This window comes from Streptomyces sp. NPDC090045 (assembly GCF_044747975.1).
Lineage (GTDB): Bacteria > Actinomycetota > Actinomycetes > Streptomycetales > Streptomycetaceae > Streptomyces.
Map to the genome: position 1 here is coordinate 138,624 of NZ_JBIVFA010000015.1, position 21,319 is coordinate 159,942.

Here is a 21,319-nt window from a genome sequence, read left to right on the forward strand (position 1 = left end):
AATTCGCCAACTCAGCGCGAAATCGGCACCAACTCTTACCCACTCGCGGTCCACTTAAAAGATGCCCAAGACAACTGTGTTGTCCGACAGGTGAGTTACCAACAGGAAGTGATGGAACGTCGCACAGAGTTGCGGTACCTTCCATCACGTCGCCGCCACACCCGGGGCACAGGGCCCCATGGGACTTGCGGCGCAAAGGACCCGACACCTGTTGACGACAGCGACCGAAGTCTTCACAGTCCGGCCGTACACCCCGCACTGCCAGGTGATTAGCACCGAAGGCGACCATGCCGTCATAGGCATCTCCCCGGGGAACAGCTATTTCTCCGCCCAGCGCGTTCTCGACCTCGCCCAATGGGGGATGCGCAACTTCGAGCAGGTCGACCTCATTTACACCGACCTGCACGTAGCAGAGATGTACGAGGCCCTCGGCTACGGCGAGGACGAGGCCCGACGCAAGGCGGTCAAGAATCTGCGGGGCGTTCGCGCCAAGGTGAACAACGCCGCCGCGGAAGCCGACCCCACCGGCACCCGCCTGCGCGCCCGGCCGATGTCCTCCCTCACCGACATCCCGGCCTACCGCGCCCTGCACAGCCACCTGAACAACCTGCTCGACAACGACCCGGAGTTCCGCACGACCTGCAACTCCCTGGTCGACTCGTTCCTCTCCTCCAAGGTTCTCGACGGGAAGTCCGCCACCACGCGGCAGCGCGAGGTGTGCCTCGAGTACGTCTGTGCCGAGGCGCCCCTCTTCCTCGACACGCCGGCCATCCTCGGCGTGCCGTCTTCGCTCAACTGCTATCACCAGCTCCTGCCGATGGCGGAACTTCTCTACTCCCGCGGTTCGGGGCTGCGCGCCTCGCGCAACCAGGGACACGCCATCATCACGCCCGCCGAAGGACACCCCGATGCCCACTGACACCCTGCTCGACTTCCCGTTCTCCGCGCGCGGCGACCAACTCCCCCGTGAGATCGAGGCGCTCCGCAGCGAGCCCGTGAAGCGGGTCCGCACGATAGCCGGCGACGAAGCCTGGCTCGTCTCCTCCTATGAACTGTGCAAGCTGGTCCTGGAAGACCCCCGGTTCAGCCTGAAGGACACGTCGGCTCCCGGCGTGCCCCGCCAGTACGCCCTGACGATCCCGCCCGAGGTCGTCAACAACATGGGCAACATCACCGGAGCCGGCCTGCGCAAGGCCGTGCTCAAGGCGATCAACCCCAAGACCGACGGCCTCGTCGACTGGATGCGCGCCGAGGCCGATGCCCTCGTCGACAGCCTGCTGGCCTACGGTGCTCCGGTGGACCTGCGCGGCCAGTTCGCCAACCCGTACGCCGAGCGCCTCCACTGCCGCATCCTCGGCATTCCGGAGTCCGACGCCCCGCGCCTGGCCGCCAGCCTCGACATCGCCTTCATGAACTCGGCGTGCCCGGTCACCGGTGCCAAGCTCAACTGGGACCGGGACATGGCCTACATGGTCGAGCGCCTGGACGACCCGGCCACCACCGGGCTCATGTCCGAACTCGCCGCCCTGCGCGAGGACCCGGACTACGCCCACCTGACGGACGAGATGCTGGCCACGGTCGGCGTGACGCTGTTCGGTGCCGGTGTCATCTCCACCATGGGCTTCCTGACGATGGCGCTCGTCTCCCTCATCCAGCACCCCGAGGTGTGGGAGCAGTTGCGCGAGGCGCCGGAGAAGATCCCCGCCGCCGTGGACGAACTCCTGCGCATCAACCTCTCCATCGCCGACGGGCTGCCCCGCCTCGCCCTGGAGGACGTCACCCTCGGCGACGTCGAGGTGAAGAAGGGCGAGCTGATGCTCGTCCTGGTCGAGGCCGCCAACACCGACCCGGCCGTGTACCCGGACCCGCACGTCGTCGACATCGACCGGGCCAACGCCGGCACGCACCTCTCCTTCGGGGGCGGGCAGCACTACTGCCCCGCCACCGCCCTCGGCAAGCGGCACACCGAGATCGCCATCCAGGTCCTGCTGGAGAAGATGCCCAACCTCCAGCTCGCCGTCCCCGTCGACCAGTTGGTCTGGCGGACCCGCTTCATGAAGCGCCTTCCGGAGCGCCTGCCCGTGTTCTGGTAACCACCGGGCGCGTGCGCGCGTACGACGACTGCCCCGGCCGGAACATCCGGCCGGGGCAGTCCCCGTGGCGGTTCGCCCGCGACGCCGTGGCAGGTGTCAGGCCCCGACGTAGGCCGCGAGGTGCTCGCCGGTGAGCGTGGAGCGCTTGGCCACGAGGTCGGCGGGAGTTCCCTCGAATACGACCTTGCCGCCGTCGTGACCGGCGCCGGGGCCGAGGTCGATGATCCAGTCGGCGTGGGCCATGACCGCCTGGTGGTGTTCGATCACGATCACCGACTTGCCCGAGTCGACGAGCCGGTCGAGCAGGCCGAGCAGGTGCTCCACGTCGGCGAGGTGGAGGCCGGTCGTCGGCTCGTCGAGGACGTAGACGCCGCCCTTCTCCGACATGTGGGTGGCCAGCTTGAGCCGCTGCCGCTCGCCGCCGGACAGCGTGGTGAGCGGCTGGCCGAGGGTGAGGTACCCGAGGCCCACGTCGGCGAGCCGGTCGAGGATCTTGTGCGCGGCCGGCGTGTGCGCCTCGCCGGCGCCGAAGAACTCCTCGGCCTCGTCGACGGACATCGCGAGGACCTCGCTGATGTCGCGGCCGCCGAGCCGGTACTCCAGCACCTCCGCCTGGAACCGCTTCCCCTCGCAGTCCTCGCAGGGGGTGGCGACGCCCGCCATCATCGCCAGGTCGGTGTAGATGACCCCGGCGCCGTTGCAAGTGGGGCAGGCGCCCTCGGAGTTGGCGCTGAACAGCGCCGGCTTCACGCCGTTGACCTTGGCGAACGCCTTGCGGATCGGGTCGAGCAGGCCGGTGTAGGTCGCCGGGTTGCTGCGCCGGGAGCCGCGGATCGGCGTCTGGTCGACCGACACCACCTGCTCGCGTGCCGGAATCGACCCGTGGACGAGGGAGCTCTTGCCGGAACCGGCGACCCCCGTGATGACGACCAGGGCCCCGAGCGGGATGTCGACGTCGACGTCCCGCAGGTTGTTCGCCGTCGCGCCGCGGATCTCCAGCGCGCCGGAGGGCTCGCGCACCGTCTCCTTGAGGGCGGCCCGGTCGTCGAGGTGGCGGCCGGTGATCGTGTCGCCGGCCCGCAGGCCCTCGACGGTGCCCTCGAAGCAGACGGTGCCGCCCGCCGTCCCGGCGCCGGGGCCGAGGTCGACGACGTGGTCGGCGATCGCGATCGCCTCGGGCTTGTGCTCCACCACGAGGACCGTGTTGCCCTTGTCGCGCAGCCGCAGCAACAGGTCGTTCATCCGCTGGATGTCATGGGGGTGCAGGCCGATCGTCGGCTCGTCGAAGACGTAGGTGACGTCGGTGAGCGCGGAGCCGAGGTGGCGGATCATCTTGACGCGCTGCGCCTCGCCCCCCGACAGCGATCCCGCGGGCCGATCGAGGGCGAGGTAGCCGAGGCCGATCTCCACGAAGGAGTCGAGGGACTGCTGCAGGGCCGCCAGCAGCGGTGCCACCGAGGGCTCCTTGAGGCCGCGGACCCATTCGGCGAGGTCCCTGATCTCCATCGCGCAGGCGTCGGCGATGCTGATCCGCTTGATCTTGGACGACCGGGCCCCCTCGCTGAGCCGGGTGCCGTCGCACTCGGGGCAGGTGGTGAAGGTGACCGCCCGCTCCACGAACGCCCGGATGTGCGGCTGCATCGCCTCCTTGTCCTTGGACAGGAAGGACTTCTGGATCTTGGGGATCAGCCCCTCGTAGGTGAGGTTGACGCCGTTGACCTTCACCTTGGTCGGCTCGCGGTACAGGAAGTCCTGCATCTCCTTCTTGGTGTACCGGCGGATCGCTTTGTTCGGGTCGAGGAATCCCGACTCGGCGTAGATCCCGACGGTCCACACGTTGTCCGACTTCCAGCCGGGGATGGTGAACGCGCCCTCGGCGATGGACTTGGAGTCGTCGTAGAGCTGGGTGAGGTCGATGTCCGAGACCTTGCCGCGGCCCTCGCAGTGCGTGCACATGCCGCCGGTGCGGTTGTAGGTCGCCTTCACCGTCTTGGTCTTCGCGGCGCCGCGTTCGACGGTGATCCCCCCGCTCGCCCGGACCGTGGCGGTGTTGAAGGAGTACGCGCTGGGCGGGCCGATGTACGGCTTCCCGAGCCGGCTGAAGAGGATGCGCAGCATGGCGTTGGCATCGGTGGCGGTGCCGACCGTGGAGCGGGGATCGGCGCCCATCCGCTGCTGGTCGACGGTGATCACGGTCGTCAGGCCGTCGAGGACGTCGACCTCGGGGCGGGCGAGCGTCGGCATGAAGCCCTGGACGAAGCTGCTGTACGTCTCGTTGATCAGCCGCTGGGACTCCGCGGCGATCGTGTTGAACACGAGCGAGCTCTTGCCCGAGCCGGAGACCCCGGTGAACACCGTCAGCCGGCGCTTCGGGATCTCGATGCTGACGTCCTTGAGGTTGTTCTCGCGCGCGCCGTGCACGCGGATCACGTCGTGGCTGTCGGCACCGTGCGGCGCGGACGACCGCGCCCCCGTCCCCGTCCCCGTGGCCTTGCTCATCGTGTCTCCGTCGTTCGGGCGGGGACCGCGTGCGCGGTCCCCGTCGGTTTCGCTGGTACGGACTCTGCTGGTACGGACTCTGTTGCGGGCCGGCTCTACCGCTTCGGCTGGTTGAAGCGGAGCATGTTGCCGGCCGGGTCGCGGAAGGCGCAGTCGCGGACGCCGTACGGCTGGTCGATCGGCTCCTGCAACACCTCCCCGCCGGCTGCCTGGATGCGCTCGAAGGTCGCGTCGACGTCGTCGGTGGAGAAGATCACCCCGCGCAGCATGCCTTTGGCGAGCAGCTCCGCCATCTGCTGCTTGTCGGTCGGGGAGGCGTTGGGGTTGGCGAGCGGGGGTTCGAGGACGATCTCCACATCGGGCTGCTCGGGTGAGCCGACGGTCACCCAGCGCATCCCCTCGAACCCGACGTCGTTGCGCACCTCCATGCCGAGGACGTCGCGGTAGAACGCGAGCGCCTTGTCGTGGTCGTCGACTGCGATGAAGCACTGCGAGAGCTTGATGGTCATGCCTCCGACGCTACGAGGCGGCGGCCGATTCCGCTTCTCCGTTTCTGATCGGTCGCGTATGGATTTTCGCGATGCACGCCGGGATCGCCGCGCCGGCCTCGTGGCTGCGGGCCCGGTACGCGCTCGGGCTCTCGCCGACGAGCTCGGTGAAGCGCGAGCTGAACGACCCGAGCGAGGTGCATCCGACCTCGAAGCAGACCTCCGTGACGCTGAGGTCGCCCCGCCTGAGCAGTGCCTTCGCACGCTCGACGCGGCGGGTCATGAGGTAGCTGTACGGGGTCTCCCCGAAGGCGGCGCGGAAGCTGCGGGAGAAGTGCCCGGGCGACATGAGGGCGACATTGGCCAGCGCCGGGACGTCGAGCGGCTGGGCGTAGTCGCGGTCCATCGTGTCCCGCGCGCGACGCAGGCGTACCAGGTCCTCCAGGGTCATGGACCCAGCATCGCACGAGCGGGGCCGGGGTGTCGGCCGCCTGTGCGAACTCGGTCGGGCGGCTGCGAGCGAGCGTTCGGGAGCCGGGCCGCCCGGTACCGGTTCAAGATCAACTCACAGCCAGCCGGCCTGCGCCGCCCGCAGCCCGGCCTCGAAGCGGCTGCGGGCACCGAGCCGTTCCATGATCGATGCCATGCTGCGGCGGACGGTGCTCAGGGACACCCCCAGCCGCCCGGCGGCCGTCTCGTCGGTGAGCCCGTTGGCCAGCAGGGTGAGCAGTTCCCGTTCCTGCGGGGTGAGCCCGGTGTCCTCGTCCCGGGCCTGCCGTGCGCCGAGCGGCAGGGCGACCGCCCACACCTGCTCGAAGAGCGTCGCCAGCGCGGTCATGGCCCCGGCCGCGTGGAGGAGGACGGCGCCGCGGCGGGTGTCCGACGGGTCCAGTGGGACCAGCGCGCTGGCACCGTCGATGAGGATCATCCGAAGGGGGAGGCTGGGAACCGTGCGCACCTCGCCCCCGGACTCGGTCAGCCAGCGCGCGTACTCCAGCGTCGGAGCGCTGTTGCGGACGCTGTCCAGGCAGACCGTCCGGACCTCCACCGCGGAGCAGGATCTGGGCGTCGTTGTGCCGGGCCGCCTCGATGGACGCCGTGGAGTGTCCGCCGCCCGGCATGAACGTGCAGACCGAGGTGGTGGCCTTGTCGGCGATCTGCTCCAGCCGGCTCTGGATAGCGTCCATGCCGATGAGGCGCTCGCTGTCCGTCTCCTCACCCTCGCCTTCGCCCGCGATCCCGCTTCCGGGCTCGGCGATGTCGGCGATGTCGGCGATGTCGGCGATCATGCGGGTGACCGCGACGTGGGTCTCGTCCAGTTCCCGTCGGCGCTGCTCCAGTTCGTCCTGCTGGCGGCGGAGCAGCAGCTGCAGCCCCAGTTCGGGGTGGATCGCGCGCCACCCTCCGGGCCGGTCCGCCGACCTGCGCAGCAGGGAGAGCTCGGCAAGTCTGTCCAGCGCGTCCCGCACGTGCTGTTCCTCAAGTCCGAGCCGCTCGGCCATCTGCCCGACGCCCCAGCCCTCGGGGCGGGCGGCCAGCAGCATGTAGACGGCCTCGGTCGATGTGTCGAGTCCCAGTGCGGACAGCATCGCGGTGCTCCTACCCACGTCATCAACGTCTTTTCCAGGCGTACAGCAGCATGGGGGGGGAGACAGCGGCGGCGGTCTCGTGGGAATCGGAGTTCAGGCCGTGTCAGGGAGCAGCAGGCTGGTCACCCGGCCCGGCACCCGGTCCAGCGCCGAGCCGGGCGGCAGGCCGCCGGGGCGGGCCGCGAACCGGGACGGGGTGAGCCCCGTCATCGCCTTGAACTCGCGGATGCGGTGGGCCTGGTCGTGGAAGCCGCCGAAGGCCGCCCCCTCGGCCCCGTCCAGGCCGAGCGACGGGAGGCGCAGTGCCGCGCGGACTTCGGGCGAGACGGTGGCGCCGCGGTCGCCGCTCCGGCAGCGGGCTCCGGAGCGCGAACGATCACGACCATGCCTACCCCCCGTATAGGGCGCCTACGGTCCGGACGGCCACCAGGATGCATCAGCCCGGGCGGAATCCACAGGCGGGTCTCGGCCAATTGCCGTGCGGGCACGGCAATTGGCCGGTTCCAAGTGGTGACACCAAGCTCTCCGGAGTACTTGCTCCCACCCGTCCTCCCTTTCACCGGCCCCGGCCGGGCGGAAGGCTGTTCACCAGCCCGGAAGCCCGGGTCATTCCGGAAAACAGAATTGAGGTAATGCCGTGATCTGGGACTGAACCGACCCGACTCATCGAGGAATCGCCCGGAGGATCCGACGGGAAAGGCAGGCAGCACCGTGAAGTTCCCGGTGAACTCCCGGACCGGATCCGGGGACCGCGGGCGGCGGCCGCCGGCCTCAGCCCGCGCCCGGCCCTTCGGCCAGGACCTCCCGGATCACGTGCCGGGCGTTGCGCGCCATCGCCGGGTTGGTCGTCCGGTAGTACGGCAGGGCGATCAGCGCCTGCGAGAGCGTCCGGCCCCGGCCCCGCCTCCAGGTCGCGCCGTCCACGCCGAGCCCCTCACGGAAGACCTTCCGCGCATCGGCCGGCAGCAGGTTCCACGCCGGGAACAGATCGCACGCCGGGTCCCCCACCCCCGTGCACCCGAAGTCGATCACCGAGCTCAGCCTGCCACCGCGCACGAGGAGGTTGCCCGGCGTCAGATCGGCGTGCAGCCACACCGGCGGCCCGTCCCAGTCCGGGGCCCGCAGCGCGTCCTCCCATACGGCGGCCGCCGCATCGCAGTCGACGCCCTCCTGCGGGATCCCGCGCAGTTCCTCGATCGCCGACCGGGTGGCCCCGTCGAGCGAGGCGACCGGCCCGCCGCGGTAGGCCCGCGGCGCCCCCGGCAGGGTGATGCTCCGCATCGCCGTCACGAATCCGGCCAGGTCGCGGGCCAGCGCAGCCGGTTCGCCCAGCGCGCCCGCCTCCGGGTTCTCGCCCGCCAGCCACCGGTACACCGACCACCGCCACGGATACCCCTCGGCGGGCTCCCCGGCCCCGAGCACCTCGGGAACGGCCGTGGGCAGCCGGGATGCGAGGCGCGGCAGCCACTCCCGTTCCGTGGGGACGTCATCGGCTCCGCCCTCGAGCAGGGGCAGCCGTACGACCATGTCCGCACCCAGCCGGTACATCGCGTTGACCGTGCCGCCGGAGGGGTACCTCTCCACCGGCATCCCCGCCCACTGCGGGAACTGCCGGGCGACCAGCCGCCGTACGAGGTCGTCGTCGACGGGGTGCTGACCGGGGTGCATCTGTCCTGTGCTCACGTCCGCCATCCGACCCTGGTGGGCCGCCTGGATCAATCGATTTATCCCGGACGGTGGCGCCGTTGCCCGGAGGGGGTCTTGATCGTTCGGTTTGCTGACGGGATGTCCGGGGCGGTCCTCGGCAGGTGCGTACGTCGACAGGTGAGGCGAGTGGTCGGAATGCGAGTGGCGCGCAGGACCGTGTTGCAGGCGGCTTCGGCGGGAGCCGCGGCGGCACTGCTCGGCCGTTCCCCCGCGGCCGGTGCCCAGGACCCCGAGGCCGTTGCCCGGGACTCCGCGGCCGCGGCGGCGCCGGTCGCGCTGCGGTTCACCCGTACGACCAACGGAGCCGCGACCGCCACGGCCGGCGGGGACCGGATCGTCGCCGAGGTGCAGAACGTCCTGTGGTCGCTGCCCCCGGACGGCGGGCCCGCGACTCCCCTCACCCCGCCCGATCTGGAGCCCGGGCGTCCGGTGTTCTCCCCCGACGGCCGGCAGGTCGCGATGAGCGCCTACCGCGGGGGCGTCTTCCACCTCTGGGTGATGAACGCGGACGGCTCCGGTCTGCGCCGGCTCACCGACGGTCCCTTCGATCACCGCGCGCCGGCCTGGTCGCCCGACGGCCGCACCCTCGCCTGCTGTTCCGAGCGCGGCGGTGATCCGGTGGCCGGCAGCCCGTACCGGATCTGGGCCGTCCCGGTCACCGGTGGCCGCCCGCGCCGGCTGACGGGCCTGCCCGGGCAGGACGGGCCCGGCCAGGACGGGGAGTGGGAGGATTTCGACCCCGTCTGGTCGCCCGACGGTTCCCGCGTCCTGTTCGTCCGCGCCACCTCGACCGCCGGCACGCCGGGCGGGGACACGCTGACCGCCCGGACCATCGCCTCCGTCGCCGCCGACCCCGGCGACGGGCCCCGGACCGGGACCGTACGGATCGAGCACACCGTCACCGACGGCCGGCTGCTGGCCCCCGCGCTCTCCCCGGCCGGCCGCACCGCCTGGCTGTCCGCGGCCCCCGGCCCCCGCAAGGCCGAGAACCTGACCCTGTTCGCCGACGGCCGTCCGGTCCCCCTCGACGGTGACCTCGCGCCCGCTCCCCCGCGCTGGATCGGCGACGACGGGCTGCTGATCACCCTCGACGGCCGGTTCCGGGTGATCCGCCCGCACCGTGACGGCGGCGACGGCCGGGAGATCCCCCTCGATGCCACGCTCGACGTCACGCGCCCCCGCTACCGGGTCAAGGAGTACGTACTGGAGGCCGAGCGGAGCCGCCCGGTCCGGGGCATCCACCTGCCCGCCCTGTCCCCCGACGGCCGCAGCGTGGCCTTCGCCGCGCTGAACGCGCTGTGGACCGCACCCGTCGCCGGCGGGGCGCCGCGCAAGGTCGTCCAGGCCCCCGCCACGGCCTACGTCCAGGGGCCGGTGTGGACCCCGGACGGCCGGGCGCTGGTCTACACCGACGACCGCGACGGCCTGAACACCGTCCGCCGCCGGGAGCTCGACGGCGGACGGGAGAGCGTGCTCGCGCCGGGCGGCCGGGTCTACGGGGCGCTCTCCCCGGACGGGAAGCGGCTCGCCGCGCTGGACCTGGCCGGGCGGCTCCTCGTCCGCGATCTCGCGACCGGGACGGAGACCCCGCTGGTCCCGGCACTGGGCGGCGGCGGACTGCCCGGCCCGCCCAGCTGGTCGCCCGACGGCCGGCACCTCGCCCTGTGCGACCGCAACCGGCTCAGCCGGCGCTTCCGCGAGGGCTACAACCTCATCCGGATCGTCGACACCGCCACCGGCGCCGCCCGCCTGCACGCGCTCGCCCCGCACGTCTCGCTCGCGGACCGCTACGCCTCCGGACCCGTCTGGTCACCCGACGGCCGCTTCCTGGCCTGCGTCAGCGAGTCGGCCCTGTGGCTGCTGCCCGTCGGGCCCGACGGCACGCCCGCCGGCCCGGCCCGCCGCCTCACCGACGAGCCGGCCGACCACCCCTCCTGGTCCGGGGATGCGCGCACCCTGCTCTACCAGTCCTGCGCCCGGCTGCGCCTGCTCGCCCTGGACGGCTCCGGCGCACCCGCCGGGCCGGCCCGCACCGTGCCCGTCTCCCTCTTCTACCGGCGCCCCGCACCCGTCGACACCGTCGTGCACGCGGGGCTGCTGTGGGACGCCACCGGCTCCCCGCCCCGGGCCGACGTCGACGTCCTCGTCAGCGACGGCCGGATCACCGCCGTCGAGCCGCACCGGCCGGGCCGCCGCGCCGCCCGCACCGTCGACGCCTCCGGCGGCACGGTCCTGCCGGGCCTGTGGGACTCGCACGTCCATCCGTACCCCTACACCTACGGGGCGCGCCAGGGTGTGCTGCACCTCGCGTACGGGGTCACCACCGTGGTCTCGCTGGGCGGTTCGGCCTACGAGCAGGCCCGGCTGCGCGAGGACATCCGGGCGGGGCTGCTCGCCGCGCCGCGGCTGCTGGCCGGCGGGGAGCTCCTCGACGGCTCGCGGGTCGCCTACAGCATGGGGCGCGCCCATCGCACCCGTGCGGGATTCGCCCGCTCGCTGGCCCGGGCCGAGGCGCTGGACTGGGACTTCGTCAAGACGTACGTACGCGCCCCCTACGAGCTGATGGCCGAGGCGGCCCGCTTCGCCCACGACCGGCTCGGCGTCCTGGCCGGCTCCCACCTGTGCGCCCCCGGCATCCAGGCCGGCCAGGACCTGACCACGCACCTGGTGGCGACCGAGCGCGCGGAGTACGGCCACGGGGCGACCCCGCGGGGCCACACGTACCAGGACACCGTGGAGGTGTACGCGCGCGGCGGTTTCGACCTCGTCGCCACCCCCTTCACCGCGCTGCCGCTGCTCGGCGCCGATCCGGCGCTCGCCGCCGATCCCCGGGTGACGGCCCTGATGCCGCCCTGGGACGTGGAGGCGGTCCGGGCCGCGGCCGCGCATCCGCCGAGCCCGGAGCAGAGCGCCGTCCTGGAGCGGGAGGTTGGCGTCTACCGGCGTGTCGTCGAGGGGGGCGGCCGCCTCGCGCTGGGCACCGATGCGCCGCTCACCCCCGTCGGGCTCCACCTGCACCTCGCCCTGCGCGCGCTGCACCGGTACGGGATGTCGCCGGCGGAGGCCCTGACCACGGTGACCCGGACCCCGGCCCGGGTCTTCGGCGTCGCGGACCGGCTGGGCACGGTCGAGCCGGGCAGGATCGCCGACCTCACCCTCGTCGACGGCGATCCCTTCACCGACTTCGCGGACCTGATCCGCGTACGGGCGACCGTGCGGGCCGGTGTCCTGCGGGAACGCCCCTCCCTGGAGCGCGCCTTCACCCGGTCCGGCGCGACGCCGGACGCTGCCCCCGGGGACTGGCGGGCCGTGCTCCACCAGATGCTCCGGGACGGCTGCTGCACCGCCCCCGAGGACACCCGCTGAAGTCGGCGGAACGCGCCGTCGGCGTTCGCGGTCAGGGCTGGTCGAACCAGGCGAAGGCGGCGATCCGCCAGCCCTCCGGGGTCCGGACGAACTGGATGGTCTTGGTCCCGCCGCCCTCGAACGGCTCGCCGTCGAGGATCCCGGACTTGCGGTACTCGCCGAACCGCGAGGCGATGTCTCCCGCGATCTCGGTCCGTTCCGAGGTCTCCCACTCGGAGAACTCGGCCAGCCGGCCGCCGGACAGCAACAGCCGGCGCGGCTCGACGAACTCGTCCACGGTGTAGGAGGTGAGGTCCGGGCCGGTCTTCACGATGACTCCGCCCGGCAGCATCAGCCGGCGGATCCGTCCCACGTCGGCGGCCTTGCCGCCGCGGTTGTCGAAGGCGCCGAAGAATTCGGCGGTCACCACGTCTATCTCGGCCTTGGACATGGCGCGACAGTAACACCCGTGGGGGCGGCGGACGTCGCTCCGCTTTCAGGGGTTCCGGCCGCGCGCCTCGCGGCTGCGGCGCCGGGCGATCGCCTTGGCGTACAGCAGGTGGCCGATGGCCTCGGCGGCGAGCAGCAGGACGACCTGCCAGGGCGTGAGGTGACCGGTGCCGAGGACGACGAGCAGCGGAATGACGACTCCGGGCAGGGCCCAGGTCGCGACGTATCGCAGGGGACGGCCGAAGCGCAGTGCGATGGCGGCGTGGGCCAGGTGGTAGAGGGCGAGCCCGCCGGCGAGGGCCCAGACCGCGCCGCGGGGCAGGTGCGCGTGGCCGGCCTCCTCGACGGCGGTGGCGAGCCCGGCGGCCATGCAGATGACGGCGGCGGTGACGAAGAAGTGCAGGAAGCCGCCCACGTCGCGGGCGAGGAGGTAGGCCCGGTTGCCCTCGGCCGATCCGAGGACGAGCTCGGCCGAGGTCGCGGCGAAGTCGAAGTACGACCACCAGAGCGCGGCCAGCAGGACGAAGCCCAGTGCGGCCACGACTGCGGCCTGCGCCGTCCACACGTGGTCGGCCGAGGTCACCAGGGCGATCACCGATTCGCCGAGCACGATGATGACGAACAGCCCGACCCGCTCGACCAGATGTCCGGTGTGCACGCGGCCGGGGACCCCGCGGCCGCGGGAACCCAGCAGCAGCACGATCTCGGCGGTGAGCAGCGCGGCCCAGACGGCGTACCGCCAGGGCAGGGGCACCGCGACCGACGCGGCCCAGAGCACGGCGGAGACCAGGCAGTAGCTCAGGGGCCGCCAGCGCGGGACGCGCAGGGCCGCGGGGAAGCGGGTGGCCGGCCACCACAGCCCGAGCAGCACCAGCCGGGTGCCCGCGTAGCCGAGCGCGTACGCCGCCGCGCGGTTTCCGTCTTCGTCGGCGCCCGGCACCGCGGCGGCCATCACCGCGAGGCAGAACATGGCCGAGAGCATGAGCAGGCGGCGGCGCGGGCCGTCGTCCTCGAAGAGGTTCGCGGAGACCGTCAGGCTGGGCGGCGAAGGCGACGAAGACGAGGTCGAAGAACAGTTCCAGCCAGCCGGCGTGCCGGTCCTCCCGGGCCGGCGGTGCGGGCGACGCCGGCGGTGGGGGCGGTGCGGCCTGCGCGTTCACCGCGGACCGGCCGGGTCGCCGTGGCCGGGGTCAAGGCCCGCGGACCCGCGGCCGGTGCCGCTCATGCCTCGTCTCCCGTCCATGGGCCGTCCGTCCGGTCAGGCCGCCAGCGCCCTGGTGATCACCAGGGGCGGCCTCTCCCGCTCCGCCTGCCACGCGCGGCCGGCCGCGAGGTCCGGGTCGGCGACGGTGAGCGCCTCGTCCACGGTGGGCCGGTGCTGGACGACGTCCCGGAATCCGGCGCTCTCCAGCAGGCCCGGGTAGTAGCCGACGGGCCACGCGTGGTTGCGCATCTCCTGCCAGGATCCGTCCGTGCGCCGCAGCCGTACCGTCAGCTCGTCGCCCGGCCCGTACACCTCGCCCGTTTCGCCGACCCGCAGCGAGGCGTACTCCGTGCCGTTGCAGGCGGGATCGGTGCTCAGCAGCACGAGGGGGGAGTCCGGCCGCAGCAGGCGGCGGATCTCGCCGAACACCTCGAGCACGGCGTCCTCGGTCGGCAGCGACGCGAGCACGTGGTTGCACATGACGGCGTCCGCGCAGCCGTCCGCGAGGCCGGTCACCCGGCCGTTCTCCACGAGGTGGTACTCCGCCACCGCGGTGGCCGAGGCGCGGGCGAGCACCAGCATCTCCGGGGAGGTGTCCACCCCGATGACCCGCGCCCCCAGCTGCCGGGCCGCGCGGTCGGCCACCTGGCCCGGCCCGCATCCGTAGTCCACCAGGACCGCGCCGGGGCCGATCCGTGACAGGGCCCGGAAGACGAACGGGTACCCGAGCAGCCAGTCCGTGGCCGCCTCCACCGCCGCGAATGCCCGCGCGCCGTCACGTCCGGACCAGGCGGCGCCTTCTGCGGCGCCGCGCTGCCCGGGTCCCTCCGACCAGTCGCTCACAGCCCCACTATCGACCCAGTACGACCGCACGGCATTGTTACGACACGACCGCTAGAGGTTGATCCAGTAGCGCCGTTTGGGGCCGATGAGGGTGTCGCGGACGTCTTCCAGCACGCCGCCGTTGGCCTCGATCGTGCGGATCGACGCCTCGTTGCCGGGGTCGCAGGTCAGCAGTACCCGGTCCATGCCCAGCAGGCGGGCCTCGTGCTGGACGGCCGCGAGGGCCCAGGTGGCCAGGCCGCGGCGGCGGGCCGAGGGGCGGACGCTGTAGCCGATGTGGCCGCCCGCGTCGAGCAGGAAACCGTTCAGGTAGTGGCGCAGGTCTATGGCGCCGAGGTAGGTGTCTCCGTCGGCGATCCACCAGTACGTGGCGTGCACGCGGCCGTGCTCGACCGGCAGCGTGCGGTCCGCGTACCGGTGCAGCCGGTCCACCCAGGCCGCGAAGCCCTCCGGGCTGTCCACGTCGTCGTCGGAGCCGAGCCCGGCGCCGTCCATGGGGGCCTCGGGGCCCGCTTCGAGCTGTGCGGCGAGCCAGGAGCTGTGCAGGCGCGGGGTGGGGTTGATGAGCTCTGGCATACCTCGGACCCTAACAGTCGGATCATCCGACCCGATCCGGTGCTGCCGGGGGGTGGACCTCAGCCGGACGTGGGTGAGGGCTGCACGGGTGCCGACGATTCGGGCGCGGACGGCTTCGGCGCCGGCGACTCGGATTCCGGCGGCTTGTGGCCGGGGTACACGTGGTCCGGCGTCACGATGCTGGTGATCGCCTCGCCGAAGAGGGTGCTGGGCTCCTGGCCGTCGTGCAGGACGTCGGTGTTGAGGATGACCACCAGGGTCGCCTGCTCCTGCGGCAGGTAGACGCCCAGGCTCTCGTAGCCCGGGAGCGAGCCGTTGTGCCCGATCCAGCCCTGGACGTTGAAGAGGCCCAGTCCGTAGCCGGCGCCGGGAATGCCGAGCGAGGTGGTCTTCAGGCGCTGGGCCTGTGTGGCGGACGTCAGCAGCGTGCCCGTGGCGAGGGTCCGTGCCCAGCTGCGCAGGTTCTGGAGGTCGGAGATCATCGCGCCCGCGGCCCAGGCCCAGGACGGGTCCCAGTCGGTGGCGTCCTCGATCTTGCCGGAGGCCGTCTGGTCCGTGTAGCCCTGCGCGTGCGGTTCGGGGAATTCCGCGCCGGTCGGGAAGAGCGTGCGGCGCAGTCCGGCCGGCCCGACGACGTCCTGGTCGATGACCTCGTCGAGCGGCCTGCCGGTGACCTTCTCGATCAGCAGGCCGAGCAGGATCAGGTTGGTGTTGGAGTACTCGAACTGCGCGTTCGGCTCGAACTGGACCGGGTGCTTGAAGGAGTACGCCAGCAACTGCTGGGGCGAGAAGGGGCGATCGGGGTCGGTGGTGAACGCCTTGTCGAAGTCCGGGTCCTCGCTGTAGTTGAAGAGCCCGCTGCGCATGCCGGCCAGTTCGCGCAGGGTGATGCGGTCCCCGTTCGGTACGCCGCCGATGTAGTCGCCGATCGGGTCGTCCAGGCCGACCTTGCCCTGGTCGACCAGCTGGAGGAGGGCGGTGACCGTGAACGTCTTGGTCAGGCTGCCGATGCGGCTGTTGAAGTCGGTCCGCATGGGTGCGCCGGTCGCCTTGTCGGCCACGCCGAAGGCCCTCACGTAGCTGCCCTTGCCGGGTGCCCACAGCCCCACGATCACGCCCGGCACCTGCGCCTCGTTCATGACCTTGCGCACGGCGGCGTCGAGTTGGGCCGCGACGGCGGGCGTGAGCACGGGGAAGCCGCCGTCGGCGTCCGGGGTCGGGGCGGCGGGGGCGGCCCGTACCGGGGCGGGCGTGCCGTACGCGGAGCCCGCGACGGCCGGGGCGACGAGCAGACCCGCTGCGGCGGCGGCCGCACACGCCCGGCGGAACCGTATGTGCGTCGGAGTCACCAGATGCCTCCTGCCGTACAGGGTCAGGGCACAGCGATCACGATCAGCCTAGGCTCGTGGCGGCCGGGCCGCGAGGCGAGCGGTCCGCTACTGCAGGGGCCGCGCGCGGGCGATGACCAGGGCGACGTCGTCGTGGTCGTCCGGCCGGCGCAGGGAGTCCAGGAGCCGGTCGCAGGTCTCCTCCAGCGGGCGGCCGGTGTCGGCGAGCAGGTCCAGGAGGAGGTCGAGGCGTTCGTCGATGGGCTGGTCGCGGGTCTCGACCAGGCCGTCGGTGTAGAGCACGAGTTGGTCGCCGGGCTCCATGGCCACGGTCGTGGCCTCGAAGGGGATGCCGCCCACGCCCAGCGGCGCGCCGGTGGGCAGGTCGAGGAGTTCCGGGGCGCGGCCGGCGCGGATGAGGACGGGCGGCAGGTGTCCGGCGACGGCCACCCGGCACGTGGCGCGGTGCGGGTCGTAGACGACGTAGACGCAGGTGGCGATGGTTTCTTCGAGGGCGGCGGTGGTGCGGTCGAGCTGCTGGAGCACCTGGGGCGGGTCGAGGGCGAGTTCGGCGAGGGTGCGGGTCGCGGTGCGCAGCTGTCCCATGCTGGCGGCGGCGTTGATGCCGCTGCCCATGACGTCGCCGATCACCAGGACGGTGGTGTCGTCCGGGCCGGCGATGGCGTCGAACCAGTCGCCGCCGATCTCGCTGCTGGCCGCGGCGGGCCGGTAGCGGGAGGCGACCTCCAGGCCGGGTGTGGGCGGCGGGTGGTGCGGGAGGAGGTGGTGCTGGAGGGCGAGCGCGGTGTGGTGTGCGTTGCGGTACCAGCGGGCGTTGTCGATGCACACGGCGGCGCGGGCCGCCAGTTCGCCGGCGAGCACGATGTCGTCGTCGTTGAAGGGCAGCGGGTTGCGGGTGCGTTTGAGGTCGAGGGCGCCGAGGACCTCGCCGCGGGCGATGAGCGGCACGGCCAGGTACGAGCGCAGGCCGGCGCGGGTCAGGAGGGTGGCGGCGGTGCTGTCGCGGGCGATGCGCGAGATGTCCTGGGCGTGCACGTGGGCCACCAGCACCGGGTGGCCGGTCGTCACGGACTGGGTGACCAGCCGGTCCGCGGCGTACGCGGCGATGTCGCCCGGCGGGTCCGCGGCGCGGACGGCCTCGCTGGGGAAGGCGGACGCGACGGCCAGGGCACGGAACACGGCGGGCTCGTGGGCGGACGACCGCAGGGTCGGCCGGCCTTCGAGGACGGAGTCGAGGATGTCGACGGCGGCGATGTCGGCGAGCTCCGGCACGACGACGTCGGCGAGCTCGCGGGCGGTCTGGTCCAGGTCGAGGGTGGTGCCGATGCGGACGGTGGCGTCGGCGATCAGGGCGAGGCGCCGGCGGCTGCGGGCGATCTCCAGGGCCGCCTGGTGACTCTGGGTGACGTCGACCACGGAGGTGGCCAGGCCGAGGACCCGTCCGGTGGCGTCCTCCAGCCGGTAGTAGGACACCGACCAGGCGTGTTCGCGCTCCCCGCCGTGGGTCCGGCCGGCCGTGAACTGTTCGAGCAGCGGGGTGCCGGTCGCCAGGACCTGGCGCATGGCCGACTCGGCGGCCTCCGCGTCGTCGAGGAAGGACAGGGCCTCGCGGACGCCCCGGCCGATGTGCTGGGCGGCGGGCAGCCCGTTGATCCGCTCCAGGGTCGGGTTGACCAGGACGTAGCGCAGTTCCGTGTCCAGGACCGCGAGCCCGATCGGGGACTGGGCCACCAGGCGTGCGGAGAGGGCGAGGTCCCGCTCCAGCTGCCGCAGCCGGGTACGGTCGGTGGCGATGCCGAGGGCGTACAGCTCGCCGTGCTCGTCGAGCAGTCGCATGTTGCGAAATTCCACCAGGCGCGTACCGCCGTCCTTGTGGTGCACCGGGAAGGCGCCCGCCCAGTCCCCCGCGCCGCCCATGACGCGTGCGAAGAGCTCGGTGACCAGCCCGACGTGGTCCTTGGAGGCCAGCAGCTGGGCGGCGGGGCGGCCGAGCGCCTCCTCGGCCGACCAGCCGAACAGCTGCTCGGCCTGGGGGCTCCACAGGGCGACCCGTCCTTCGGAGTCGAGGACGACCGCCGCGACGTTCAGGACGTCGAGCAGCCCGCTGGGCGCGGCGAGCCCGACCTCGGCCCGTCCGGCCCCACCGGCCCCCAACCCGTCGATCGAACCCATCGGGGACGCTCCCTTCCGGCACCCTCGGCCCGGCGCCCACCCGCCCAGGGGCGGCCCGGGGCGCACGGCTACCTCTCATCGTGCCCCGGAACCCTCCCGGCAGCGTCCGGAGCGCCGCCCGGCCGGGTGGTGGTCATCGGCCGGGATCGGTTCACTCAGCGCGCGCATCTGCGATTCACCGCGGCCCGGGCGCCGGCGCCGGGACCACGTAGGCTCGGCGGATGGCGAAATACTTCGACGTGCACCCCGAGAATCCTCAGCGTCGCACGATCGGCAACGTGGCCGACATCATCCGCTCCGGCGCGCTCGTCGCGTACCCGACAGACTCCTGCTTCGCGCTGGGCTGCCAGCTCGGCAACCGTGACGGCATCAGCCGGATCCGGTCGATCCGGAACCTCGACGACCGTCACCACTTCACCCTGGTGTGCCAGAACTTCGCGCAGATGGGCCGGTTCGTCCAGATCGACAACGACGTGTTCCGCGCGATCAAGGCGGCGACACCCGGCAGTTACACCTTCATCCTCCCCGCGACGTCGGAGGTGCCGCGCCAGTTGCTGCACCCGAAGAAGAAGACGGTCGGAGTCCGGATTCCCGACCACGTCGTCACGCAGGCCCTGCTCGAGGAGCTCGGTGAGCCGCTGCTCTCCAGCACCCTGCTGCTGCCCGACGAGGCCGAGCCGATGACGCAGGGCTGGGAGATCAAGGAGCGGCTCGACCACGAGGTGGACGCCGTGCTGGACTCGGGCGACTGCGGCACCGAGCCGACCACGGTCATCGACTTCTCCGGCGGCGAGGCCGAGATCGTACGGCGGGGCGCCGGCGACCCGGCACGGTTCGAGTAGCCGCACCGGGTCCGGGCGCTCACGCGGAGGGGCGCACGTCCCGGTAGAGGCCCAGGTACCGGTAGGCGCCGGATTCGGCCCGGTAGAGATGGGCGATGCGCTCTCCGGTCAGGACGTGGGTGCCCGTGTCGAAGGCGAGCGGCTTGGCCAGGCCCTGGTGGGTCGTCCGGAAGATCCGCCGGGTCAGGCCGGCGCGGCCCCGCCCCTCCTCGTCCAGGCCGGTCAGGGCCGCGGCCAGCAGGCCCACGGCGTCGTACGCCTCGGTGGCCCAGCGGCCGGGCGGCGCCCCGTGCGCGGTGCGGTGGGCCCCGACGAACTCGGCGGCGGCGGGGACGGCCAGCGGGTCGGTGAAGAGGGCGCTGAACACCCAGCCTTCGGCCGCCGGCCCGGCGTCCGCGAGGAAGGCCGGTTCCATGACGTGCTGGAGGCCCACGCGCGGGCCCTGGAATCCGGCCTCGGTCAGGGCGCGGGCCAGTCGGGCCGCGCGCTGCGGTGAGGTGCCGGCGTAGACGACGGCCTCGGCCCGGGCCTCGGTCAGGGCGCGTGCGGCGCCCGCGAAGTCGGAGCCGCCGACCGGGATCCGGTGGACGGTGAGCGTGCCCATCGAGGGCGGGCTCTGCCGCAGGGTGCGCACGAACGGCCAGGTGGGCTCGCCGCCTTCGGCGTCGTCGACCAGGCCCGTGTGCCGGACGGGCCGGATCCGGCTGAGGTAGTCGATCACCGGGAGGGCGAAGCGGTCCCCGGCCGGGCGGGTGGCGCACAGGGTCCGCCACTGCGACTGGGCGGTCTCCGAGCTGTCGACGGACACCAGCACCAGGGCGAGATCGGCCGCGGCGCAGGCGGTGGCCAGCTCGGGCACGGCCGCGTCCCAGGTGGGGCCGGTGAGTGCGGCCACCGTGGGGTCGGCGGCCAGCTCCTTGACCACTTGCGCGGCGCGCGTCGGGTCCCCGCCGTCGTCGGCGACGCGCAGGGCCAGCCGGAACGCGGCGTCCTTGCGGCCGTTGTGCCGCTCCACGGCCAGTTTCATGCCGCGCTCGTGGGCCTGGCCGCTCTCCTTCCCCGGCCCGGTCAGGTCGGCCTGCAGAGCGAGGGTGAGGGTGGCGAGTTCGCGGGCCGGCGGCGGCGCCGCGCCGCGCGCCTTCCCCCGGGTGGCGAACCAGGCAGTCGGTGCGCCGACGGCGGCCAGGCCCGCGCCGGCCGCGAGCAGCCGCCTGCGCGTGAGGCCCCGTACGGGCGTCCGCGGCGCGTCGATGCGGGTCGGCTCCGGGGCGGGCAGGTCCAGGGCCCTGGTGGAGCGTTCGGCTATGAGGCGGGACAGCGGGGGCGGCAGCCAGTCCTCGGCGTCCGCGCCGGAGGGGTCGTCTCCGAGGAGGGCGCTCAGCCGGGCCGGGGTCGGCCGGGCGGCCGGGTCCTTCGCCAGGCAGGCCAGCACCGGTTCGAGCAGCTCCCCGGGAAGTCCGGTGAGTTCGGGCTCGTCGTGGACCGTGCGGTAGACCACGGCGGCGGCGTGCCCGCCGCCGAACGGGCCGTGACCGGTCGCCGCGTACGCCAGGACGCAGCCGAGGGAGAACACGTCGCTCGCGGCGCCCGCGGCGGCGCCGCCCGTCCGGGCCTGTTCCGGGGCCAGGTATCCGGGCGTGCCGATGACGGCGTCCACGGCCGTGAGCGTGTCGGCCCCCTCGGCGCGGGCGATCCCGAAGTCGATCAGCCGGGGCCCGTCGGGGGCGAGGAGGATGTTGCCCGGTTTGACGTCGCGGTGGACCAGCCCGGCGGCGTGCACCTGCGCGAGCGCCTCGGCGAGCCGTGCGCCCAGGGTCCGTACGGCCCGGACGGGCAGCGGACCGTACCCCGCCACCGCCTCGGACAGGGCGGGCCCGGGGACGAACGGGGTGGCGAGCCACGGCTCGCGCGCCTCCGCGTCGGCGGCGACCACCGGGACCACCCAGCGCCCGGTCAGCTGCCCGGCGGCCTCCACCTCGCGGCGGAAGCGGAGGCGGAAGTCCGGATTGGAGGCGTGGTCGGCGCGGATGACCTTGACCGCCACCAGGGTGCCCGTGGCGGAGCGCGCGAGGTACACCGTGCCCATGCCGCCCGAACCGAGCCGTCCCAGCAGCCTGTTGCCGCCGATCGCGGCCGGATCGGCTGGGATGAGGGGGCGCATC

At 72.9% G+C, this 21,319-nt stretch carries 16 protein-coding genes; 4 read left to right on the forward strand and 12 right to left on the reverse strand.

Annotated features, from left to right (window positions below; genetic code table 11):
- The first annotated feature begins 178 nt into the window (after positions 1-178).
- Positions 179-919 carry a tRNA-dependent cyclodipeptide synthase gene (locus ACIPYQ_RS32480; RefSeq protein WP_361755909.1) on the forward strand — a complete coding sequence of 247 codons (741 nt, stop codon included), beginning with the start codon at positions 179-181 and terminating at the stop codon, positions 917-919.
- A complete protein-coding gene (locus ACIPYQ_RS32485) occupies positions 909-2,093 on the forward strand; it encodes a cytochrome P450 (protein WP_361755912.1) in 1,185 nt (394 codons plus the stop codon). The genes ACIPYQ_RS32480 and ACIPYQ_RS32485 overlap by 11 nt, the downstream gene beginning before the upstream one ends.
- 96 nt (positions 2,094-2,189) lie before the next feature.
- Here the strand turns inward: ACIPYQ_RS32485 and ACIPYQ_RS32490 are convergent, their stop codons facing one another.
- The 5 genes from ACIPYQ_RS32490 to ACIPYQ_RS32510 form a co-directional block, all read right to left on the reverse strand.
- Complete coding sequence (locus ACIPYQ_RS32490) at positions 2,190-4,592, reverse strand: ATP-binding cassette domain-containing protein (protein WP_401257672.1); 2,403 nt, start codon at positions 4,590-4,592, stop codon at positions 2,190-2,192.
- Positions 4,593-4,687: 95 nt separating this feature from the next.
- On the reverse strand, positions 4,688-5,101 hold the full coding sequence (locus ACIPYQ_RS32495; protein WP_030711955.1) for a VOC family protein: 414 nt from the start codon (positions 5,099-5,101) through the stop codon (positions 4,688-4,690).
- Positions 5,102-5,111: 10 nt separating this feature from the next.
- The gene (locus ACIPYQ_RS32500) at positions 5,112-5,531 is read right to left on the reverse strand and encodes a helix-turn-helix domain-containing protein (RefSeq protein ID WP_401257674.1); all 420 of its coding nucleotides are present in this window, start codon (positions 5,529-5,531) and stop codon (positions 5,112-5,114) included.
- A gap of 114 nt (positions 5,532-5,645) precedes the next feature.
- Positions 5,646-6,128, reverse strand: coding sequence for a LuxR C-terminal-related transcriptional regulator (locus tag ACIPYQ_RS32505; RefSeq protein WP_401257676.1), 483 nt, complete (start codon positions 6,126-6,128; stop codon positions 5,646-5,648).
- Between the two features lie 1,312 nt (positions 6,129-7,440).
- The gene (locus ACIPYQ_RS32510) at positions 7,441-8,337 is read right to left on the reverse strand and encodes an aminoglycoside phosphotransferase family protein (RefSeq protein WP_401257769.1); all 897 of its coding nucleotides are present in this window, start codon (positions 8,335-8,337) and stop codon (positions 7,441-7,443) included.
- A 174-nt stretch (positions 8,338-8,511) separates the two neighbouring features.
- On the opposite strand from ACIPYQ_RS32510, the gene ACIPYQ_RS32515 reads away from it, so the two are divergent.
- Positions 8,512-11,742, forward strand: coding sequence for an amidohydrolase family protein (locus tag ACIPYQ_RS32515; protein ID WP_401257770.1), 3,231 nt, complete (start codon positions 8,512-8,514; stop codon positions 11,740-11,742).
- A gap of 31 nt (positions 11,743-11,773) precedes the next feature.
- On the opposite strand, the gene ACIPYQ_RS32520 is transcribed toward ACIPYQ_RS32515, so the two are convergent.
- The 6 genes from ACIPYQ_RS32520 to ACIPYQ_RS32545 all read right to left on the reverse strand — a co-directional run bounded on the left by ACIPYQ_RS32520 (position 11,774) and on the right by ACIPYQ_RS32545 (position 18,315).
- Positions 11,774-12,172: a DUF4440 domain-containing protein gene (locus ACIPYQ_RS32520; protein WP_361755925.1), complete on the reverse strand. Its 399-nt coding sequence runs from the start codon at positions 12,170-12,172 to the stop codon at positions 11,774-11,776.
- A 45-nt stretch (positions 12,173-12,217) separates the two neighbouring features.
- On the reverse strand, positions 12,218-13,207 hold the full coding sequence (locus ACIPYQ_RS32525; RefSeq protein ID WP_401257771.1) for a low temperature requirement protein A: 990 nt from the start codon (positions 13,205-13,207) through the stop codon (positions 12,218-12,220).
- A 222-nt stretch (positions 13,208-13,429) separates the two neighbouring features.
- On the reverse strand, positions 13,430-14,218 hold the full coding sequence (locus tag ACIPYQ_RS32530; RefSeq protein WP_401257679.1) for a class I SAM-dependent methyltransferase: 789 nt from the start codon (positions 14,216-14,218) through the stop codon (positions 13,430-13,432).
- 51 nt (positions 14,219-14,269) lie between these two features.
- Positions 14,270-14,794 (reverse strand): GNAT family N-acetyltransferase, encoded by a 525-nt coding sequence (locus ACIPYQ_RS32535; RefSeq protein WP_361755931.1) that lies wholly within the window; start codon positions 14,792-14,794, stop codon positions 14,270-14,272.
- 59 nt (positions 14,795-14,853) lie between these two features.
- Positions 14,854-16,143: a serine hydrolase domain-containing protein gene (locus ACIPYQ_RS32540; RefSeq protein WP_401257680.1), complete on the reverse strand. Its 1,290-nt coding sequence runs from the start codon at positions 16,141-16,143 to the stop codon at positions 14,854-14,856.
- An 87-nt stretch (positions 16,144-16,230) separates the two neighbouring features.
- Positions 16,231-18,315, reverse strand: coding sequence for a SpoIIE family protein phosphatase (locus tag ACIPYQ_RS32545; RefSeq protein WP_401257681.1), 2,085 nt, complete (start codon positions 18,313-18,315; stop codon positions 16,231-16,233).
- Positions 18,316-18,536: 221 nt separating this feature from the next.
- On the opposite strand from ACIPYQ_RS32545, the gene ACIPYQ_RS32550 reads away from it, so the two are divergent.
- Positions 18,537-19,157, forward strand: coding sequence for an L-threonylcarbamoyladenylate synthase (locus ACIPYQ_RS32550; protein WP_361755940.1), 621 nt, complete (start codon positions 18,537-18,539; stop codon positions 19,155-19,157).
- 19 nt (positions 19,158-19,176) lie between these two features.
- Here ACIPYQ_RS32550 and ACIPYQ_RS32555 read toward each other — a convergent pair whose 3' ends face one another.
- On the reverse strand, positions 19,177-21,318 hold the full coding sequence (locus tag ACIPYQ_RS32555) for a bifunctional serine/threonine-protein kinase/ABC transporter substrate-binding protein (protein WP_401257683.1): 2,142 nt from the start codon (positions 21,316-21,318) through the stop codon (positions 19,177-19,179).
- Between the last annotated feature and the right edge of the window lies 1 nt (position 21,319).